The organism is Pandoraea morbifera (assembly GCF_902459575.1).
Taxonomy (GTDB): Bacteria; Pseudomonadota; Gammaproteobacteria; order Burkholderiales; family Burkholderiaceae; genus Pandoraea; species Pandoraea morbifera.
Window position 1 is genome coordinate 75,394 of sequence record NZ_CABPSD010000008.1, and the last position, 17,026, is coordinate 92,419.

11 protein-coding genes and 2 pseudogenes are annotated in these 17,026 nt (G+C 65.5%); 2 read left to right on the plus strand and 11 right to left on the minus strand.

Going from position 1 to position 17,026, the window contains the following annotated elements:
• The first annotated feature begins 30 nt into the window (after positions 1 to 30).
• Positions 31 to 894, plus strand: coding sequence for an NmrA family NAD(P)-binding protein (locus PMO31116_RS14515; RefSeq protein WP_150567334.1), 864 nt, complete (start codon positions 31 to 33; stop codon positions 892 to 894).
• A 100-nt stretch (positions 895 to 994) separates the two neighbouring features.
• Here the strand turns inward: PMO31116_RS14515 and PMO31116_RS14520 are convergent, their stop codons facing one another.
• From PMO31116_RS14520 to PMO31116_RS24440, 4 genes and pseudogenes are all read right to left on the minus strand, one after another.
• A complete protein-coding gene (locus PMO31116_RS14520; protein ID WP_150567335.1) occupies positions 995 to 1,834 on the minus strand; it encodes an alpha/beta hydrolase in 840 nt (279 codons plus the stop codon).
• On the minus strand, positions 1,824 to 3,956 hold the full coding sequence (locus PMO31116_RS24430; protein ID WP_246185299.1) for a tetratricopeptide repeat protein: 2,133 nt from the start codon (positions 3,954 to 3,956) through the stop codon (positions 1,824 to 1,826). Before PMO31116_RS24430 ends, PMO31116_RS14520 begins: the two co-directional genes overlap by 11 nt.
• Before the next feature lie 147 nt (positions 3,957 to 4,103).
• Positions 4,104 to 5,444, minus strand: a pseudogene (locus PMO31116_RS24435) (autotransporter outer membrane beta-barrel domain-containing protein); the annotation flags it as partial.
• A gap of 4,695 nt (positions 5,445 to 10,139) precedes the next feature.
• Positions 10,140 to 10,346 (minus strand): annotated as a pseudogene (locus PMO31116_RS24440) (ESPR domain-containing protein); the annotation flags it as partial.
• 638 nt (positions 10,347 to 10,984) lie between these two features.
• Between PMO31116_RS24440 and PMO31116_RS14535 the strand changes: the two are divergent.
• Complete coding sequence (locus PMO31116_RS14535; RefSeq protein ID WP_150567337.1) at positions 10,985 to 11,530, plus strand: glutathione peroxidase; 546 nt, start codon at positions 10,985 to 10,987, stop codon at positions 11,528 to 11,530.
• A 257-nt stretch (positions 11,531 to 11,787) separates the two neighbouring features.
• Here PMO31116_RS14535 and PMO31116_RS14540 read toward each other — a convergent pair whose 3' ends face one another.
• The 7 genes from PMO31116_RS14540 to PMO31116_RS14570 form a co-directional block, all read right to left on the minus strand.
• The gene (locus tag PMO31116_RS14540; RefSeq protein WP_150567338.1) at positions 11,788 to 12,759 is read right to left on the minus strand and encodes a VOC family protein; all 972 of its coding nucleotides are present in this window, start codon (positions 12,757 to 12,759) and stop codon (positions 11,788 to 11,790) included.
• A 34-nt stretch (positions 12,760 to 12,793) separates the two neighbouring features.
• The gene (locus PMO31116_RS14545) at positions 12,794 to 13,759 is read right to left on the minus strand and encodes a PDR/VanB family oxidoreductase (RefSeq protein WP_150567339.1); all 966 of its coding nucleotides are present in this window, start codon (positions 13,757 to 13,759) and stop codon (positions 12,794 to 12,796) included.
• Between the two features lie 41 nt (positions 13,760 to 13,800).
• Complete coding sequence (locus PMO31116_RS14550; RefSeq protein ID WP_150567340.1) at positions 13,801 to 14,247, minus strand: RidA family protein; 447 nt, start codon at positions 14,245 to 14,247, stop codon at positions 13,801 to 13,803.
• Positions 14,248 to 14,264: 17 nt separating this feature from the next.
• Positions 14,265 to 15,296 (minus strand): aromatic ring-hydroxylating oxygenase subunit alpha, encoded by a 1,032-nt coding sequence (locus PMO31116_RS14555; RefSeq protein WP_023597202.1) that lies wholly within the window; start codon positions 15,294 to 15,296, stop codon positions 14,265 to 14,267.
• A 65-nt stretch (positions 15,297 to 15,361) separates the two neighbouring features.
• Positions 15,362 to 15,580 (minus strand): recombinase-like helix-turn-helix domain-containing protein, encoded by a 219-nt coding sequence (locus PMO31116_RS14560; protein WP_023597203.1) that lies wholly within the window; start codon positions 15,578 to 15,580, stop codon positions 15,362 to 15,364.
• Entirely contained in the window at positions 15,580 to 15,942 is a 363-nt protein-coding gene (locus PMO31116_RS14565) for a hypothetical protein (RefSeq protein WP_150567341.1), read from the minus strand. The genes PMO31116_RS14560 and PMO31116_RS14565 overlap by 1 nt, the downstream gene beginning before the upstream one ends.
• 13 nt (positions 15,943 to 15,955) lie before the next feature.
• Entirely contained in the window at positions 15,956 to 16,966 is a 1,011-nt protein-coding gene (locus PMO31116_RS14570; protein WP_150567342.1) for an ABC transporter substrate-binding protein, read from the minus strand.
• Between the last annotated feature and the right edge of the window lie 60 nt (positions 16,967 to 17,026).

Genomic DNA, 17,026 nt, shown 5'->3' on the forward strand with positions numbered 1-17,026 from the left:
CGGCAACGTGACTGCGCGCTAGGAGTAACCATGTACACCGTAATGGGTATCACGGGACGAGTCGGCGGTGTCATCGGACACGATCTGCTGGGGGCCGGCCTGCCGCTGCGGGCCATTGTTCAGGACCCCGTCAAATCCAGTCGATGGGCGACGTTGGGTGGCGAGATCGCGGTGGCCGAGCATGGCGACGTCGACGCGCTCACGAACGCGTTTCGCGGCAGCGAAGCAGTGTTCGTGATGCTGCCGCCGAACGCCGATCCGGAGCCAGACTTCTCTCATGCACGACATCTGATCGACGCCGTCCGCCAGGCACTCGCCGCGACGCGCCCCAGGCGGGTGGTTTGCCTCTCGAGCATCGGGGCGGACAGCGAGGCACCGAGCCTGCTCTCGGCGCTGCACATGTTCGAGACAGCCATGGTGTCGCTGCACCTGCCCGTCACCTTCCTGCGTCCCGCCTGGCTGATGGAGAACTTCGCCTGGGACATCGCACCCGCGCGAGCGCGTGGCGAGCTGCCGAGCTATCTGGCGCCGGTGGATCGGGTGATGCCGATGGTGTCGACGACTGACGTGGGCCATTTCGCCGCCCGCGCCATGCAAGAGGATTTCGACGACGAACGCGTTTGGGAGATCGAGGGGCCGCAGCGATACTCGCCCGACGACATTGCCGCGGCACTGGCCCGAGTGCTGGTGCGCGACGTAAGCGCCGAGGCCGTGCCGCGCGCCGGTTGGGATCCGCTCTTCCGTGCGCAGGGCATGCGCAATCCGCTGCCGCGCATCCAAATGCTCGACGGCTTCAACAACGGCACCTTTCGGTTTCGCGACGACGGCAAACACACGTTGCGCGGCGAGGTGACGCTTCTCGAAGCGATCACCGCGCTGGTGCGGGAGGCCTGAGCCCGGGCACGCCACCGAGCGCCACGAACGCCACGAGTGCCCCGCGCGCGACCACGCACCTGCGCGGCGACACCGCTTCAGTCGCGCAACGTCAAGCAGCTCAGGGCAATACCGTGCATGCGGGCGTCCGCGCGAGCAACGCCGGCCAGCGCGCCGCCCAGTCGCCGTCGTGCGTCACCCCGTTGACCACCCACGTGCGAGCGCACCTGCCGCCAACCGCGGCGGTGAAGCGCCTCGCGACTTCGGACGGCACGACCGTGTCCTGTGCGCTGCTGAAATGCACCTGTGCGACGCCCGTCAGGCGTGCAGCCTCGTCGATCGGATTGAGCGACGCCGGCATCGGCGAGACGCCGTGAATGCGATTGACATATGCCACATCGAGATTGCCCGCCACCGTGCGCAGCGAGGTGACGTCATGGCGGCGCGCAGCAATCAGTGCGGCAATCGCACCGCCGCCTGAATAGCCAACGAGGCTCAGACGTTGCCCGGGCACGCGCGCGGCGATGCGCCCGACGGCGTCGTTCATCGCGTCGACCACTTCCGGCGCAAACCGCTTGCCGGTCCAGTACGCCACGTTGCACGCCGGGTTTCGAGCCATTGGCGTGAACTGACAGGGGCGAGCGAGATAGACCACGTTCGGCGCCGTGTCCGAGGCCGCCAGGGCGAGTCCGGTTGCCGCGACCGGCGTTGGGTCGGGCGACGGCTCGGTGCGCGACAACCAGGCCAGGCCGTCCCCCTCGATATAGATGCGCACCGGCGCGTCGGCGCGCGAGATACGCACAAACGCGGTCAGCACGAATGCTCCGCCCTGCACCGTTTCCCGATGCAGCCCGGCGGGGCCGGCCAGCGCCTGCGCATGCGCGTCCCGATCGAGACTGGCGCAGCCCGAAAGCAGGGCCGCCGCCACGGCGCACGCGCCGATCCAGGCTTCAGCGCGCATGGTTGTCGTGCGCCGTCTCGCGCGACGCGGCCACGAAGGCATCGAGCGCACGCGCCGCCTTCTCGACGACGGGCGTCCAATCGGCACGCGCCGTCTGGCGAAACAGGCGCATCCCTGGATACCAGGGCGAATCGTCGCGCCCTTCCAGCCATCGCCAGTCGGGCACGAACGGCAGCAGCACCCATACGGGGCGTCCCATCGCACCGGCCAGATGCACGGGCGACGAATCGACGGAGATCAGCAGATCGGCCAACTGGAGAATGGCGGCGGTGTCCTCGAAATCGCGAATCTCGTCGCCGAGCGCAACGACCTGCATGCCGTCGGGTGGCGCACTGGCCTGCGCGCTCGCCGGTCCCTTCTGAATCGAGAGAAAGGACACGCCAGACGCGCCCAACGGCGCCAGTTGCGCGAGCGTCATCGAGCGATTGTGGTCGTTCACATGCTCGGGACGCCCGGCCCAGACGAGGGCGACCCACGGTCTGGGCACATCGGCGAGACGCTCGCGCCAGAAGGCCACGCGCGCCGGATCGGCGCTCAGATACGGCATCTCGCCCGGCAGATCGTCAAGCCGAAGCCCCATTGCCATGGGCAGGCTCATCAGCTCGCAATGCAGATCGAACGCTTCGGTCAGCGAGCCACGCGCGACGATATCCTCGTCACCCCACATCCGCTTCGCAATGGACAGCGCCTCGGCATTGACTTCGAAAATCACGCGCGCCTGGCTGCGCTCGCGCGCCCAGCGCGCCATGCGCATGAACTGGAAGGTATCCCCGTATCCCTGTTCGTCGTGAATGAGGAGCGTCTTGCCGGGAATCGGCTGTCCGTCCCATCGAGGCCGCTGCACCTTGCGCTCGATCGACTGCGTGTGTTCGAGACTGTAGCGATACCGATACTCGCGCCAGCCGCGCTCGAAGTCGCCGAGCAGCAATAACGCTTCGGCAAGATCGAACCGGTTCGACAAATCGCCCGGCACCTGGCGCGCGAGCATGTCGAGCACGTCGCAACCTTCGCGCGTTTTCCCTTGCGCTCGCAGCACCATCGCCAGCAGGCGCCAGACCGACATGGGCGCAACGCCTTCGCCCACGGCTTCGCGCAGCAAGGGCTCCGCGCCTTCGTAATCCTGCGCCGCGACCAACGACGCGATGGCGCTCTGACGCTCGGTCTGGGCTTGCGTCGGCGCCGGCGCGTCGATTGCGGACGTGGCCGCGCCAGCGTCGGCGTGCCCCTGATCGCGCCTGGCGACGTCGGCCTCGACGGCGGCGAGCGCCGCGCGGGCGCCGACATTCTCGGGCACGATTCGCACGGCCTCGCGTGCCGATGCGAGTGCTTCATCGAGACGTCCCAGGAGTCGCAGAATGCACGCGCGCGCGACGAGTGTGGACGGATGCTGCATGGCGAAGGCCGACATCACTTCCACGATCTGCCATGCGCCGCCCAGATTGCCGCGCGCGAGTTCGATATCGGCGAGATTGCGGTAGGCGTCGACGAATTGCGGGTCGATTTCAATGGCGCGCCGCGCCATCGCGGCCGCTTCGTCATGACGGTGCTGCGCGCGCAACAGCGCCGCCAGGTTGCTGTGCACGTCGGCGCGCTGTCCGTCGAGTTCGAGCGCACGCCGGTAATGCCGCTCCGCTTGTTCGGTCCGGCCCAGCAGACGCGCCGTGTTCCCGAGATTGTTCCACGCGTCGGCAGACCCGGGTTGCAGTTCGCCCAGGCGCTCGAGACTCGCCAGACTCTGCGCCAACTGACCGGCTTCCTGCTGCGCGATCCCCAGGTTGTTCCATCCCGCAGCGAACGCCGGATCCACCTCGACCGCTCGCTGCGCGGCGCTCAGCGCCTCGTCGAGACGTCCGGCCTGACGGTTCATCTCGGCCAGATCCGACCAGCAGGCAGCCGGTGCGCCCGGCACCTTGCATACCTCGCGCAGGTGCTCGATGGCCAAGTCCAGTTTTCCGTACGCGTGTGCCATCAGGCCCAGCAGATAATGCGCGTCCGGATGCCCGGGGGACGCCTCGAGCACGCGTCGGCACAGGATTTCCGCTTGCGGCGCCTGTCCGGCCTGCCAGTGAGTGCGCGCACGCGCCATGGCCTCGGCGAAAGTGATCGTTTCCGTGGCGGGCACGGTCGAGGCGTTTGGCGAAACCGGAAGGGCGGGGCTGGAAGACATCGGAACGATGGGCGGGCGGTGGCGGACCGCAAGATACTTCCACGGCGCTCACCATCGTGTCAACGATGGCGAGCGCCCGTGTCGGGTCACGGCACCAAGCCGTCAGAAGCGTTGCTGGATGCGCACGATGCCCGTGTGCGATACGAAGCCAGAGCCGGCCTGCAGGTTATAGCGGATCGATGCACTCATGTTGCTCGCGCGCATGAGCGTGAGGCCCAGCGAAATATCGGCAAGATCCGACACCGGCGTCGCGCCCACGGTCGTGAACGCCGTCTGCCCCGACGGATCGGCGGCGAAGCTCGCCCCCGTCGACAAGCGCGTGCGATTGTACTCGTGCACCCAGCGCACGCTCAGCTCCGGCATCCACGTGCCCGACGACGTCTCGAACGGGACACCGAGCTTCGCCCCCAGCGCACTGCGCACCGAGCTGGCGCTCGCGCTGCCCACCGAGAGCGCCGCACCGTTGCCGCCGCTTTCCGTGTAGCCGGGCTGATTCAGGTGGCTGTAGGTCAGGCCAACCAGCGGTGTCACGATCGCACGCCCCAGCGCCAGCGGCCAGCCAAACTCCGCGCTGCCGACGTACTGCTGCCCGTTGAAGCTGCCGCCCGCCGCGCCGTTGAAGCCCTGCATCGACACCAGGCGCGTGGTGTTGTAGCGCTGCATGACCACCGAGCCCGAGAGATTCACATACCACGGCTCGCCGGTATAGGAGGCGTAGCCGATCATTCCGTACCCGTTGACGCTCGTGTTGTTGCCCGACGTGGCGCCGTCGTTGTTGATGACCGTGCGCGAGAACTGGAATGCACCGCCCGCGCGCCAGCGGTCGCCGAAGGCGCGGTCCGCGCCAATGAGCAGGCCGCCGTAATTGGCGGCGTAGCCGTCCACGCCGTCACGCTCGGACTGGTTGGCGTGGCCGCCGAATGCCTGGCCCCACACGCCCCAGTTCACCGCGGCGTCGCCCGTTGCAACCCCGGTCCCCCCGGCCGAGGCCGTGCGCAGACCGTTGACGTGGGCACTCACCACACCGAGCGCGTCGATCGCGGCGGTCCCCGCGGCGCGCGTCACTTGCGCCGGCGCCAACTGCTTGCCCACACGGTTGGCCGATGCCGTCGAGCCATCGGAGAGCGAACCCAGCGTCGCGTTGTACAAGTTGAGCAATTGCGCATTGCTCACGCCGGTATAACCAAGCAAACCGCGCAACGCCGACTGGGCATTCTGTGTCGAAGCGATCGTGGCATTGGTGCGCGGATCGAACGACGGGATCTGACCACCGGCACTGCCGCCAGCGCCGCCGCCAATGGTGCCGGCACCGCCGCCCGTACCGCCGCTATTGCCGCTATTGCCACCATTGCCGTTGTTGCCGTCGTCGTTGCCCGCGTTCGGATCGGAGACCACGGTCAGCACCAGATCGCGCTTCGTGCCGTTGGCCACATTCGCGCCAGTGGCGCCGAGCGTGGTCGAACCGTTGACGCGATAGCTCAGCGAGCCTTCGTTGTAATTGGCCGTTCCGGCGGTATCGATCACGACATAGCGCTGGCCGACCGCGAACGAGTACCCGAGCGACTGCAACGCGATTCTGGAGCCGGGTGCCAGCGTCGTATTGCCGGTGACCACGAGCCGGCCATAGCCGCTGTCGGCGGTCATGTCGCCGGTCGTCACCGCATTGCTCGCCACACCGACCTGCAGCGTGCCGCCCGTGGCCTGGTCGAAGTTGCCATCGACGGTGAGCGCGCGGTTGACCTGCAACACCGACGCGTCGTTGTGCACCGTACGCGCGCCGCCAAGGTCAAAGTGGTCGTCGAGCACCAAACGTCCGCCCGTGAAGCGGGTATCGGCATTGGTGCTCACGATGGTGCCCGGTAGAACGCCGCCAAAGCCGGTCAGCGTGCCGTAAGTGCCATCGGTTGCGCCGGCAATCTTCAACACGTTGGGCGAGCGATTGATGATCCAGCCGGCGATCGTGCCGGCGTTGTTGATCGCATCGATGGACGACGTCGTTGCCTGGTTCGAGATCGCGCCGCCGATGCCCGTGATCAGGCCACCCGCCTGGTTGTTGATCGTGCCGATGGACGCATCGTTGTAAATCCCGTAGTAGGCGCCCGAGATCGTGCCGGCGTTGTTGATCGTGCCGATCGTGCCTGCGAACAGCGTGCCGCCAATCAATTGCGACGCGTTGTTCAGGCCCACCGCGTACTGGCCGGGCACGCCGGTGCCTGCGGTGATCGTACCGCCGGCCAGGTTGTTGATGGCAGCGATCGACCCGCCATAGTTCGCAAGGCCAAAGGTCTGCCCGATCAGGGCGCCGGTGTTCTCGATCAGGCCGAACGACGACGGCCTGGCCAGATCGCCGGACGCCGTCAGCATTACCCCCGTGTACCCGGTGATTCGCCCGCTGTTGGTGAGCACGCCCCACTCGCCCGTGCCCCACACGCCCACGCCGTTGGAGGCGGTCGTGGTCGCGGCGATCGTGCCGGCGTTGACCAGTGTCGTGAGCGAACCCGTGTTCGCAACGCCCAGCGTGGCGCCCTGGATCAGGCTGCGGTTCTCCAGACGCGCAAGCGCACCGGTGTTGTTCACGCCACCGAGGTTGTCGGACACGATGGTGCCCACGTTCAGGATCGTTCCGACCACGCCGCCCGCGTACAGGCCCGAATTGGTGCCGCCGGACGCCGAGATCACGCCGCTGTTCACCACGCTGTCGACCTGACCGCCGTTGCTGGCAATGCCCAGCGCACTCTTGCCGGCGATGGTGCTGGCAATCGTGCCCGTGTTCGTGATCGTGCCGAGGTGACCGGTAATCGACGCCTGGGCCGTGCCGCCGACGTCGAGATTTGCGCCGTCGAAGCGCCACTGCGACGCGTCGCCGCCAGTCACGCCCGCCACGAGATTCGTGGTGCCGTTGACGACGCCGAGGTACTGCGGCGTGAAGAGCGTCACGAGCAGCGTGGTGCCCTGGTGCGCACCGTTGGCCGCGAGCGTCGGGTTGCCGTTGATCACATAGCGCAACGTGCTTTCGTTGTAATTGATCGTGCCCGCCGTATCGATGACCACGTAGCGCTGCCCTGCGGCGAACGCGTACCCCATCGATTGCAGCGCGATGGTCGAGCCCGGTGCGATGTACGTACTGCCGCTTACGAGGAGACTGCCGTAGTTCGGCGAGTCCGCGCCCGCCACGCCGATCTGAAGCGTGGCGTTCGCGCTCTGGTCATAATTGCCGAAGATCGAGAGCGGACGATTGACCTGGAGCAACGAACCGACGTTGTGCAGCGTGCGCATGCCGGTCACGTTGCCGCCGATCGTGGTGCGCAGTTCGAAATCGTTGTTTACCAGCAAGTTTCCGCCGGTGAGTCGTACGTCGGCGTTGGTACTCACGATGGTGCCCACATTCGCGCCGCCACCGAAACCGGTGAATGTGCCGAACGTGCCGTCCGTTGCACCGCTGATACTCAGTTCGTTCTGGGAGCGATTGATGATCCAGCCGGCAATCGTGCCCGCGTTGCGAATCGCGCCGATCGACGCCGACGTCGCCTGGTTCGAGATGGCGCCACCCAGACCAGTGATCACGCCGCCCGCCAGGTTGTCGATCAGACCGATGTTGCTACCGTTGGAAATCCCGTAGTAGCTGCCGGCGATCGTGCCCGCATTGCTGATCGTGCCGATCGTACCCGCCAGCAGCGTGCCGTTCGCGGTGAGATCGAGGTTCTCGATGCCGGAGACAATGGTGTTGCCCGTGCCGCCCGTTCCGGTGATGGCACCCCCTGCCTGATTGTCGATCTTCGTGATCGTCGAGCCGTTGTTCGACAAGCCGTTCTGCGCGCCTGTAATCACTCCGCTGTTCGTCAGCAGGTCGAGCGTCGCAGGGGCCGCAATGGTGGCCGAGGCGTAATTCACGAGACCGTTCCAGCCGAGGATAAGCCCTTGGTTGGTCAACTGCCCCAGATGCCCCGTATTCAGGGCGCCATAACCGGTACTGGCACTCATCGTGCCGGTGTTCTGCACCGAGGTCAGCGAGCCATAGTTCGCCAGACCGTCGAGCACGCCCGTTATCGTGCCGGTGTTCTCGAATGTGGTCATCGTGCCGGTGTTGTTCACCGCATCGCGCGTGCTCGTTCGCACTGCGCCGTGGTTCACCAGCGTGCCGACGGTGCCGCCGTTGAAGAAGCCCGAGTTGTTCGGCCCGGTCGACGCGATGGTCCCATCGTTGACGAAGCGGTCGACCGAGCCGTAGATCGCGGCAATGCCCATGGCCGACGTCCCCGTCAGCGTCCCGGTGTTCGCGATCGTGCCGATCGAGCCGACGACCGTGCCGAACGTCGAGCCGGTGATCGAGACGTTGGTGCCGTCGAACGACCACCCGGTGCCGCTGGACGGTACCCCCTTGAGCAGACTGGCGGTCCCGCCGATCGTGCCCACGGCGCTCGGCGCGATCAGCGTCACGATCAGATCGAGATAGCTCCCGTTGGCCTGACGCACGCCGCTGCCAACGAGGGTCGACCCACTGATGACGTAGTTGAGCGACGCTTCGTTGAATGCCGAGGACCAGTCCATCGTTTCGAGCACGACATATCGCTGGCCGGACGCGAACGCGTAGCCCATCGATTGAAGCGCGATGGTCGTGCCCGGCATGAGTGTCGCCAACCCCTGCACCGCAAGACGCCCATAGCCGCTGTCGGATGTGCGGTCGCCGGTTGTCGTGGCGCCCGAGCCGACGCCGATCTCGAGTGTCGCCCCCGCGTCCTGTCGATAGTTTCCGTACACCGAGATGGTGCGGTCGAGGTGAAGCCTGGCGCCGCTGTTCAACAGCGTGAACGCGTTGCCCAGGTTCACGTTGTCGTTGAGGATGAGATTGCCGCTCGCGAACCGCACGTTCGATGTCGGACTCTCGAGCGAGCCGACGGAAGTGCCGTCGAAGCCGGTCAGCAAGCCGTAGCCGCCGCCGGCGTTACCGTTGATCGTCAGTTCCGCCGAGCCGTTGTTGACGATACTGCCCTGGATGGTTCCGGCGTTGTTGATCGTGCCGATCGTTCCCCCGCCGGCGGCAATCGCGATAGCGTTGAGCCCACGGATCACGCCGCCGCTCTCGTTATTGATCGCGCCGATACGGCTCCCGGCCGCCCCCGTCAGGATGCCAGTGCCTGAAGCCCCCCCATCGATGCGCCCGTTGGCGAGATTATGAATCTCATCGATGGAGCCCGAGTTCTGGATAGCGCCGCCATAACCGGTGATCGTGCCGCCGTTGACGATCGAACCGAGGGTCGCGCTGTAAACCGTGGCGCCGACGGTCGTATTCGCATTGTTGAGACCGTAGACCGAAGCGCCCGCACTGGTCGCGTCAATCGTGCCGTAGTTGCTGAGCGAAGCGATGTCGCCGCCGGCATTGTTGACCCCGATCAGACTTCCCGTGATCACGCCGGTGTTCGTGATCGTCCCCACGGACACCTCGGTAGATGAAGTGCGCTGATTCAGCACGCCATAGTCGCCCGAGATCGTACCGCCAGTCTGATTCGTCAGCGTATCGATGCGCCCGGCGTTGCTGATCGCGGCTTCGTTCCCGCCACGGGAGACGCCAATCCACCCTGTGTTGCCGAGGTTCGAAATGGATCCTTGGTTCAGCACCCCCGCACGCCCGAGGACATTGTTGTTAACCGAGATGCTGCCGCCGTTGGTGAGCGTACCGAGCTGACCTGAATTCAGCACGCCGAGCGTGCCGCTCACGATCTGGCCATAGTTGGCGAGCAACCCGATGGTGCCGCTCGATTGCACACCGCTCCGGTCGCCGTAGATCGTGCCATTGTTGATAAGCTGGCCGAGTGCTCCCGACACCGATACCCCCGTGGCGGTACCGACGATCGTGCCATTATTGTTGAGCAACGAATTCAGGCCGACAGGTGTCCTGATGAGCGCTCCGACCGTATCTCCCCTGAACGACACGCCCTGGTCGAGGACGATCCCGTCAAAAGCCCCCGTGAAATTCACGCTGCGCGTACCGTCGACGAGGACACTCAGGATGCTGCCGTCCCAGTCCCACGTTTGCCCGCCATCCTGCACGCCCCGGTATAGCTGGATCGCCTGCCCGTCATATCCGGTCACCGAGCCGACCGTCTGCGCCATCGCCGCACCGGAGGCCGCCATCAACGCAGCGGCTGCGACCGCTGCCCTGCGGGCGCGTCGATCCACGCTGCGCGTCGCCTTCCCGTGGCTGCTGGCCACCTCGGAAGCCACTTGATACATCCCCAGACTGGCGCTCCACACCACGCGGTAAATGCGATTCATACGATGCCCCGGCTCACTGTGCTTATGTCGTTGTGTTGAATGACGGAATTCGATATGACTTCCCGAAGCCATACCAGTCGCCGGCCAGGCCGCAGGCGTGCCGGGACATCGCTGCGAGAACCATTTCCGGCAGCGGATGCGTCAGGGATTCAGGCGAGAAAAATGCGCTCGTGCGCTACGTCAGGCAGGGGTCCGGTCGCCGCACGGGAGCGTCAGCAGGAGCACGCGCGGAAGCGTAGACTTTTAGAGAAGTTTTACAAAACATTCGGACTACCCCGTAAATATTGACAGGCGCCTTGCCTTTTTATTTTGTTGCTTGTTTTTGTCCGGCGAATCCTTTCATATGCTTTTTCGACTGTCAATCGACAATCATCGAGTTTCCTTTAAATGTATGATTTTATTAAGTTATACAAAACAATAAAAAACAACAATTCGTCCCCCAATCGTCCTACTTTTATCCGAAAATTACTCCACTCAATGATGGCCGTGACAACAATGGGATGCTGCCTTCTCCAAGCATGAGTTCGCACTGCCTCATGAACCTTCCCGGGGATTGCATGCTCGCGGCGCGGGATGGACTCGCACAGGACGACGTCAACGGTGGCGCCGCCCGCCCTGCGGGCCTGCCGGGGTTGCGCTACACTCGTTCGACCCTGCGCGGCACGCCTCAGGCGGCACGCCTTTTCCCTCATCAAGGACACGACACGTACATGACCACGAACCTCGAAACCATTCCCGTCAATCGGAACGACGGCAGCACCGCGACCCTGGGCGACTACGCCGGCAAAGTCCGTCTCGTCGTCAACGTCGCGTCGAAGTGCGGTCTCACGCCGCAATACGAAGGCCTCGAGCGCCTCTACGAAGACAAGCGCGACGCCGGCCTCGAAGTGCTGGCCTTCCCGGCGAACAATTTCAAGGGTCAGGAGCCCGGTACCGACGCGGAGATCCTCGACTTCTGCACCACGCAGTACAACGTGACCTTCCCCTTGTTCGCCAAGATTTCCGTGCTCGGCGAAGACCGTCACCCGCTGTACACGGCACTGGTACAGGCCAAGCCGGACGCCACGGGCGAAGGGCCTTTCCGCGAGCGTCTCAGGGGGTTCGGCGTCGAGCGTGAAAACCCCGCCGACGTCCTGTGGAACTTCGAGAAATTTCTGATTGGCCGGAATGGCCAGGTCGTGGCGCGCTTCTCGCCGGACGTGAAGGCCGACGATCCGCGTCTGGTGGCCGCCATCGACGCTGAATTGGCCAGGTAAGCGAATCTGGCAGCGGCGCCGGGATCGCCGCGAGAATGCAAAAGGGGGCTGCGCAAACGCATGCCCCCTGATGCCGCCAGCCACCGCAAGACGGTTGCCGGCGCGCGATATTCGCCTCTCGTGCACGGCCTGCATCTGGACAGACCGTGCACGGGCCTCATGGCGAGATACCGCGCGCCGGTTCCCGCTTCTCGCGACAACTCGCGAAAGCCGGGCGCCTCATTCCCCCCGGAGCGAGGCGCCCGCGATGACCGACCTCAGCGCTTGGCCGTGTCGGTCATGAACTTTCCGCCCGGCGCTTCGCCGCCCTTCTTCTGACGGCGCGTGTTGCCATCGATCCCGCCGTCCACCGCCCACTCGGCGAACACCGTGGGCCCCGGCTCGAAATCGCGCGGTTGCCATTCCGGCGTGAGGATGTCCTCGTCGGCGTAATACTCGATGAGCGCGCCGCAAGGATTCTTGAAGTACCAGAAATACGCCGACGAAATCGGGTGACGGCCCGGCCCGAGCTGCGTTTCCCAGCCGCACCGATCGATGTGCATGCCCCCCCCGAACACTTCGTGGATGTCGCGCACGGTGAAGGCCACGTGATTGAGGCCTCGCTTGCCGTTGGGCAGCGCCAGCAGGAACAGGTCATGGTGACCGCCGTGCGGCGCGCAGCGCATGAACGCGCCGCGATCCGGGTAGCGATCCGACAACTCGAAGCCGAGCTTGTCTTCATAGAACTGCTGCGTAGCCGCCAGTGCGTTGGTGAAAAACACCACGTGGCCGACCTCGATCGGCTGCGCCCGCTCGTACACCGGACTCGGCGTATTCACGCGCTGCGCCGGAATGCCCCACGGGTTGGTCGGTGCACCCTTCACGTCGATGGCGCGCTTGGCGGTGACTTCCACGCGCAGGGCCAGCCCGTTCGGGTCAATGCAACCGGTCGCGCCGTCCTTGAAGTAGTAGCCGGGCTGGTCCGCGAGACGATCCGCGATGGCCGCGACCTCCTGGGCCGTCGTCACGCCCCACGTGACCTCGCGCAAGGTCGGTCCCGCTTCCATGGCGGGCGGCAGCACGGGATCGTCATGACGCAACGCCAGCACGCGAGCGCCGTTGAGCGTCTCGAAGCGCGCGCCATTGGCGTCGGCGGCCACTTCCGTGAGGCCCCAGTCGGCCAGGAAGCGGCGACAGGTGTCGAGGTCGGTGACCCCGTAGGTGATTTGTTCGATGCCCAGAATCGTCATGACTGTCTCGGGGGAGGGGTTCAGGGTGTGGCGATCAAAGATCGAGTGTCAGACGGTCGCCCTTGCAACCCGACACGCAGATCATCATCACCTTGTTGGACGCGCGCTCGGACGCGCTGAGCACCGAGTCGCGATGGTCGGGGCAGCCTTCCAGCACGCGCGTCTCGCACGCGCCGCAAACGCCCTCCATGCAGCTGTGTTCGGCGTCGATGCCCGCGGCAAGCAACGTTTCGAGCAGCGTGGCGCCGGCAGGCACCGCGACTTCCCTGCCGGACTTCGCGAGCGTCACCACGTAGCCCTCGGACGTGGCAGGCGGCGGCGCATCCGGTGCGGCGGAAAAGCGTTCGATATGCACATGGTCGATGCCGGCGGCGGCACAGGCCGCCTCGAACGCGTCGAGCATCACGCCTGGGCCGCAGCAATATGCGTGCGTGCCCGCCGGTTGCCCGCTCAGGAATGCCGCGAGCGACGCCGGCTTGCCGCCGTGCTGGTCGTCGAAGTGATAGGTCACGTCGCCACCTAGGGCGTCGAGTTCGTCGAGGAACGCCGCTTGCGGCGCCGTGCGGGCGCAGTACATCAGCTTGACGCTTCGGCCCAGCGAGCGGAGCCGACGGTACATGCACAGGATCGGCGTCACACCGATCCCGCCCGCCACCAGCACCGTGTGCGCGGCCGTCTCGTCGAGTTCGAAGTGATTGCGCGGCGCCGAAATGTCCAGCGTCATGCCGACGCGGAAGTTGTCGTGAATGAAGCGCGAACCGCCACGGCTTTTCGGATCGGCCAGAATGCCGAGCACGTAGCGATTCGGCTCGCCGGGAGCGTTCACGAGCGAATAGCTGCGCACCAAACCGCTCGGCAGATGCAGGTCGATGTGCGCGCCCGGCGTGAAATCCGGAAACACGGTGCCGCTGCCCGACGGGGGCACGAGTTCGATGCTCATGATGCCCGCCGCTTCGTAGCGCAGCGTGCGCACCATTGCCGACAGGTTTGACTTGCTCATAACGCCACTCTCTGATGTTGCTGATTCTCTTGTCGTGCGGATCAGCCCGCCACGGACAAATCGATGTCGAGTCGCGCGAACGCCTCGATCTCCACGCGCAGCTCCGGGAACACGAGGCCGCTCACCTGCACCAGCGTCGAACACGGATACGCACCGCCGTTCGCCGCCACCGCCGCGAAGAACTCGCGGCGCGCGCGACCGACTTCGTCCTTGTCGGCGATGTCGGTCACATACACCACCAGCTTGTAAATGTTGGCCACGCGCCCGCCACCCGCCTCGACCAGCGCCCGGATCTTGTCCAGCACCACCAGCGTCTGTTCGTAGGTCGTGAGCGGCTTGTCGGCGTTGCGCGTGGCCGGATGCGCGGTCATGCCCGACATCAGGATTTCATTGCCGAAGCGAAGGCCGTTGCTCCACGTGGCCGTTTCCGGATCGGGTACGGCCGCGGCGCGCACGCGTTGCGCCTCGAGAGGTCGATCGACTGGCATGACGTGTCCCGCGTCGATCACGCCTTGCCCGGCTGCATGCGCTCGAGCTCTGCCTTCGCCAGGTTCTTCAGATGGCGACGCAGGCGCACGATGCCCATGTCGTGCTGGTAGAGATGCTCGTGCTGATTGGCGTCGGGCTCCATGTCCTCGAGCATCACGCGATCCTGCTCGAGCACTGCCCAATGGCGCGCCTCGAGACGATTGCGGTACAGGAAGCGCCATGTGTCGCGCTGCCAGCCGTCGAGCTTGCGGCAACGCCAGTGGAACACGGCCGCGAGCGTCGGCGAAATCGGCGTGTAGCTGCCCACGATCACGAAGTTGCCGCCGGGGCCGCCCGTCTTCGGATACGGAATCTCGAGACGCATCCAGTGCGTGCCGGTGTCGGCCCACTCGGTCCAGTCGAAATTCACGTCGCGCTGGCCTTCTTTCTCGAAGACGAAACCACGCTCGGTGTCGCGAATGCGGAACGCCGCCGTATTGTCGCCCTCGGCCATCGAGTGCGACTGCTTGTGCAGATAGGTGCCGTGCATCGGGTCCATCACGTTGTCGAGCACATAACGGTAGTCGCCCTTCCACTCGGTGTAGCACAGGAACGACGAGAAAGCGCCGTCGGCGTCGAGCTCTTCCGGCAGCACCAGCGGCGGCGGCGTGTCGATGTTGCCGGTGGCGTTGTACAGCCAGATTGCGTCATTGCGTTCGACGATGTGGTAAGCCTGTGTGGGGCGCGAGCCTTCGAGCTTGCAGCCCGGGCTGCCCGGCACGCGCATGACGGTGCCATCGCACCGTACCTGCACCCCGTGATAGCCGCAGGCGATGCGGTCGCCCATCACGATCCCCTTGGAGAGCGGCGCGCCGCGGTGCGGGCAATGGTCGTCGAGGGCGTGGACCTGATTGTCCTGATCGCGCCAGAACACGAGCTTCTTGCCCAGACGTCGCAGCGAGACCGGCTCGCGGCCGACCATGTGCGACGGGCAGATCGGATACCAGAGGTTCTTCAGGCCGCGCTCGAGAATGGCGTCGGCGGTAAGAATGGGTTGTTGCGTAGTCATGGGGGACATCTCCGTCGCAGTCGACGGGCGCAGGCAGCGCCCGGCGATCGCGCAATGTTTGGGGTTTACTCTTCGGCCAGCCGGGCGATCTGCGCCTTGTAGATTTCTTCGGTCCACACGTCGCCTTCCTGCGGGCCGGGGCCGGTACGGTTCAGATAGGCCACGAGGCCTGCCAGATCGTGCGTGCCGGCGGCGTAGGCGCGCTCGATGGCGTCGCCCAGCAGGCTTTCGTATTGCGTCGGCTCATGGCGACGCGCCTGATGCGGTTCGAGATAACGGTCCATCATTTCCCTCCATTGCGAACCCGTTCGCGAATGCGCGCATGCACGGGTACGAAGTCGTAAGTCGGATAGCATTCGGTGCGAAACACGCCCCATGCCGAGCGCTCCAGCTCCACATTGACCACCGGCAACAAATGCGGTGGCAATTCGAGCGTGACGATCTGGCCGAAGCCCATCGCGACCGTCCACGACACGACCTTGACGCCCTCGGGCGGGAAGCGCTCCCACCATTCGGCCGCCTTCAGCCGCGCCTGGAAATCGTCGAGATTGTTCGACTGATCGTGGCGCAGGAACACCGTAAGCAACATCGTGCCCGATGGCCGGTCCGGCGACTCGCCCTGCGTTGCGGTTGCGTTCTGGCTCATGAGGCGCCTCGCCTTACTGCACGAATTGATTGGTGAACAGGTCGGCCGGGTTCGACTTCTCGCGAATGACCTTTTCCTGCGCATAGAAGTCCTGCAGCTTGGTCACGCGCGCCGGATCGAAGGCGCCCAGGCGTTGCTGCCCCGGATATACATTACGCGCGTAGTACGTGAGAATCTTCTCAATCTCGGCTTCCTTGCCCTTGTAGCCCGGCACGCTCGCGCAGTATTCCTTCGCGGCGCCGGCCGGATCACGCATGATCTCGGCCACCGACTTGATCGTGGCGCGCACGAACTTGCGAATCATCTCCGGGCGCTCGGCAATGGTCTTGTCCGAGGCCAGGATGGCCTGCGCCATGCCGGGGAAGTACTTGTCGGTCGACGTCATGGTGATCTTCACCCCGGCGTCCTCGATGTTCTGCGCCCACTCGGGCGTGCCGACCATCGCTTCGGCCTTGCCCGTGGCGACCTGCTGCCATACCCCAGCGGGTCCGGCGCCCTGGATGCGGGCGTCATTGCGTGTGAGACCGGCCGAGGCCAGCAGGCCGAGCGTGGCGTAGAAACCGGTGTCCTGATAGGCCAGCACGGTGATCGTCTTGCCTTTCAGGTCGGCGGGCGACTTGATGTTCGCGTCGTCGCGCACGACCAGCTGGTGCAGCGTGCGTCCGCCAAGCAGCGCGACGCCCTTGATGGTGATGCCGTTCGGACGCAGCACGATCGGCGTGTCGCCCAGGCCGCCGCCCAGATCGCCGTTGCCCGACGCGAGCTGCTTGCCCACGTCGGCGCCGCCCTGCACGGTCAGCCAGCGCACCGACAGGCCTTCGGCCGCGTAGTAACCCTTCTTCTCGGCCAGCATCAGCGGCGCGAACGCCGGCAGGTTCGCCGGAGCCGGGAGCAGATAGGTGATCTGCTGCGTGGCCGGTTGCGCCATGGCCGGCGCGGCCAGACAGGAAAGACCGGCCACGGCGCACAGGCCGGCCGTCAAAAAGGCGCGACGCGCCAACGATCCACGGAAAATCGACAACATATCTCTGCCTCGCTCAGTTGCGGTTACCGCGATGCCCCGTGCATCGCGGCTCGTTCTGCC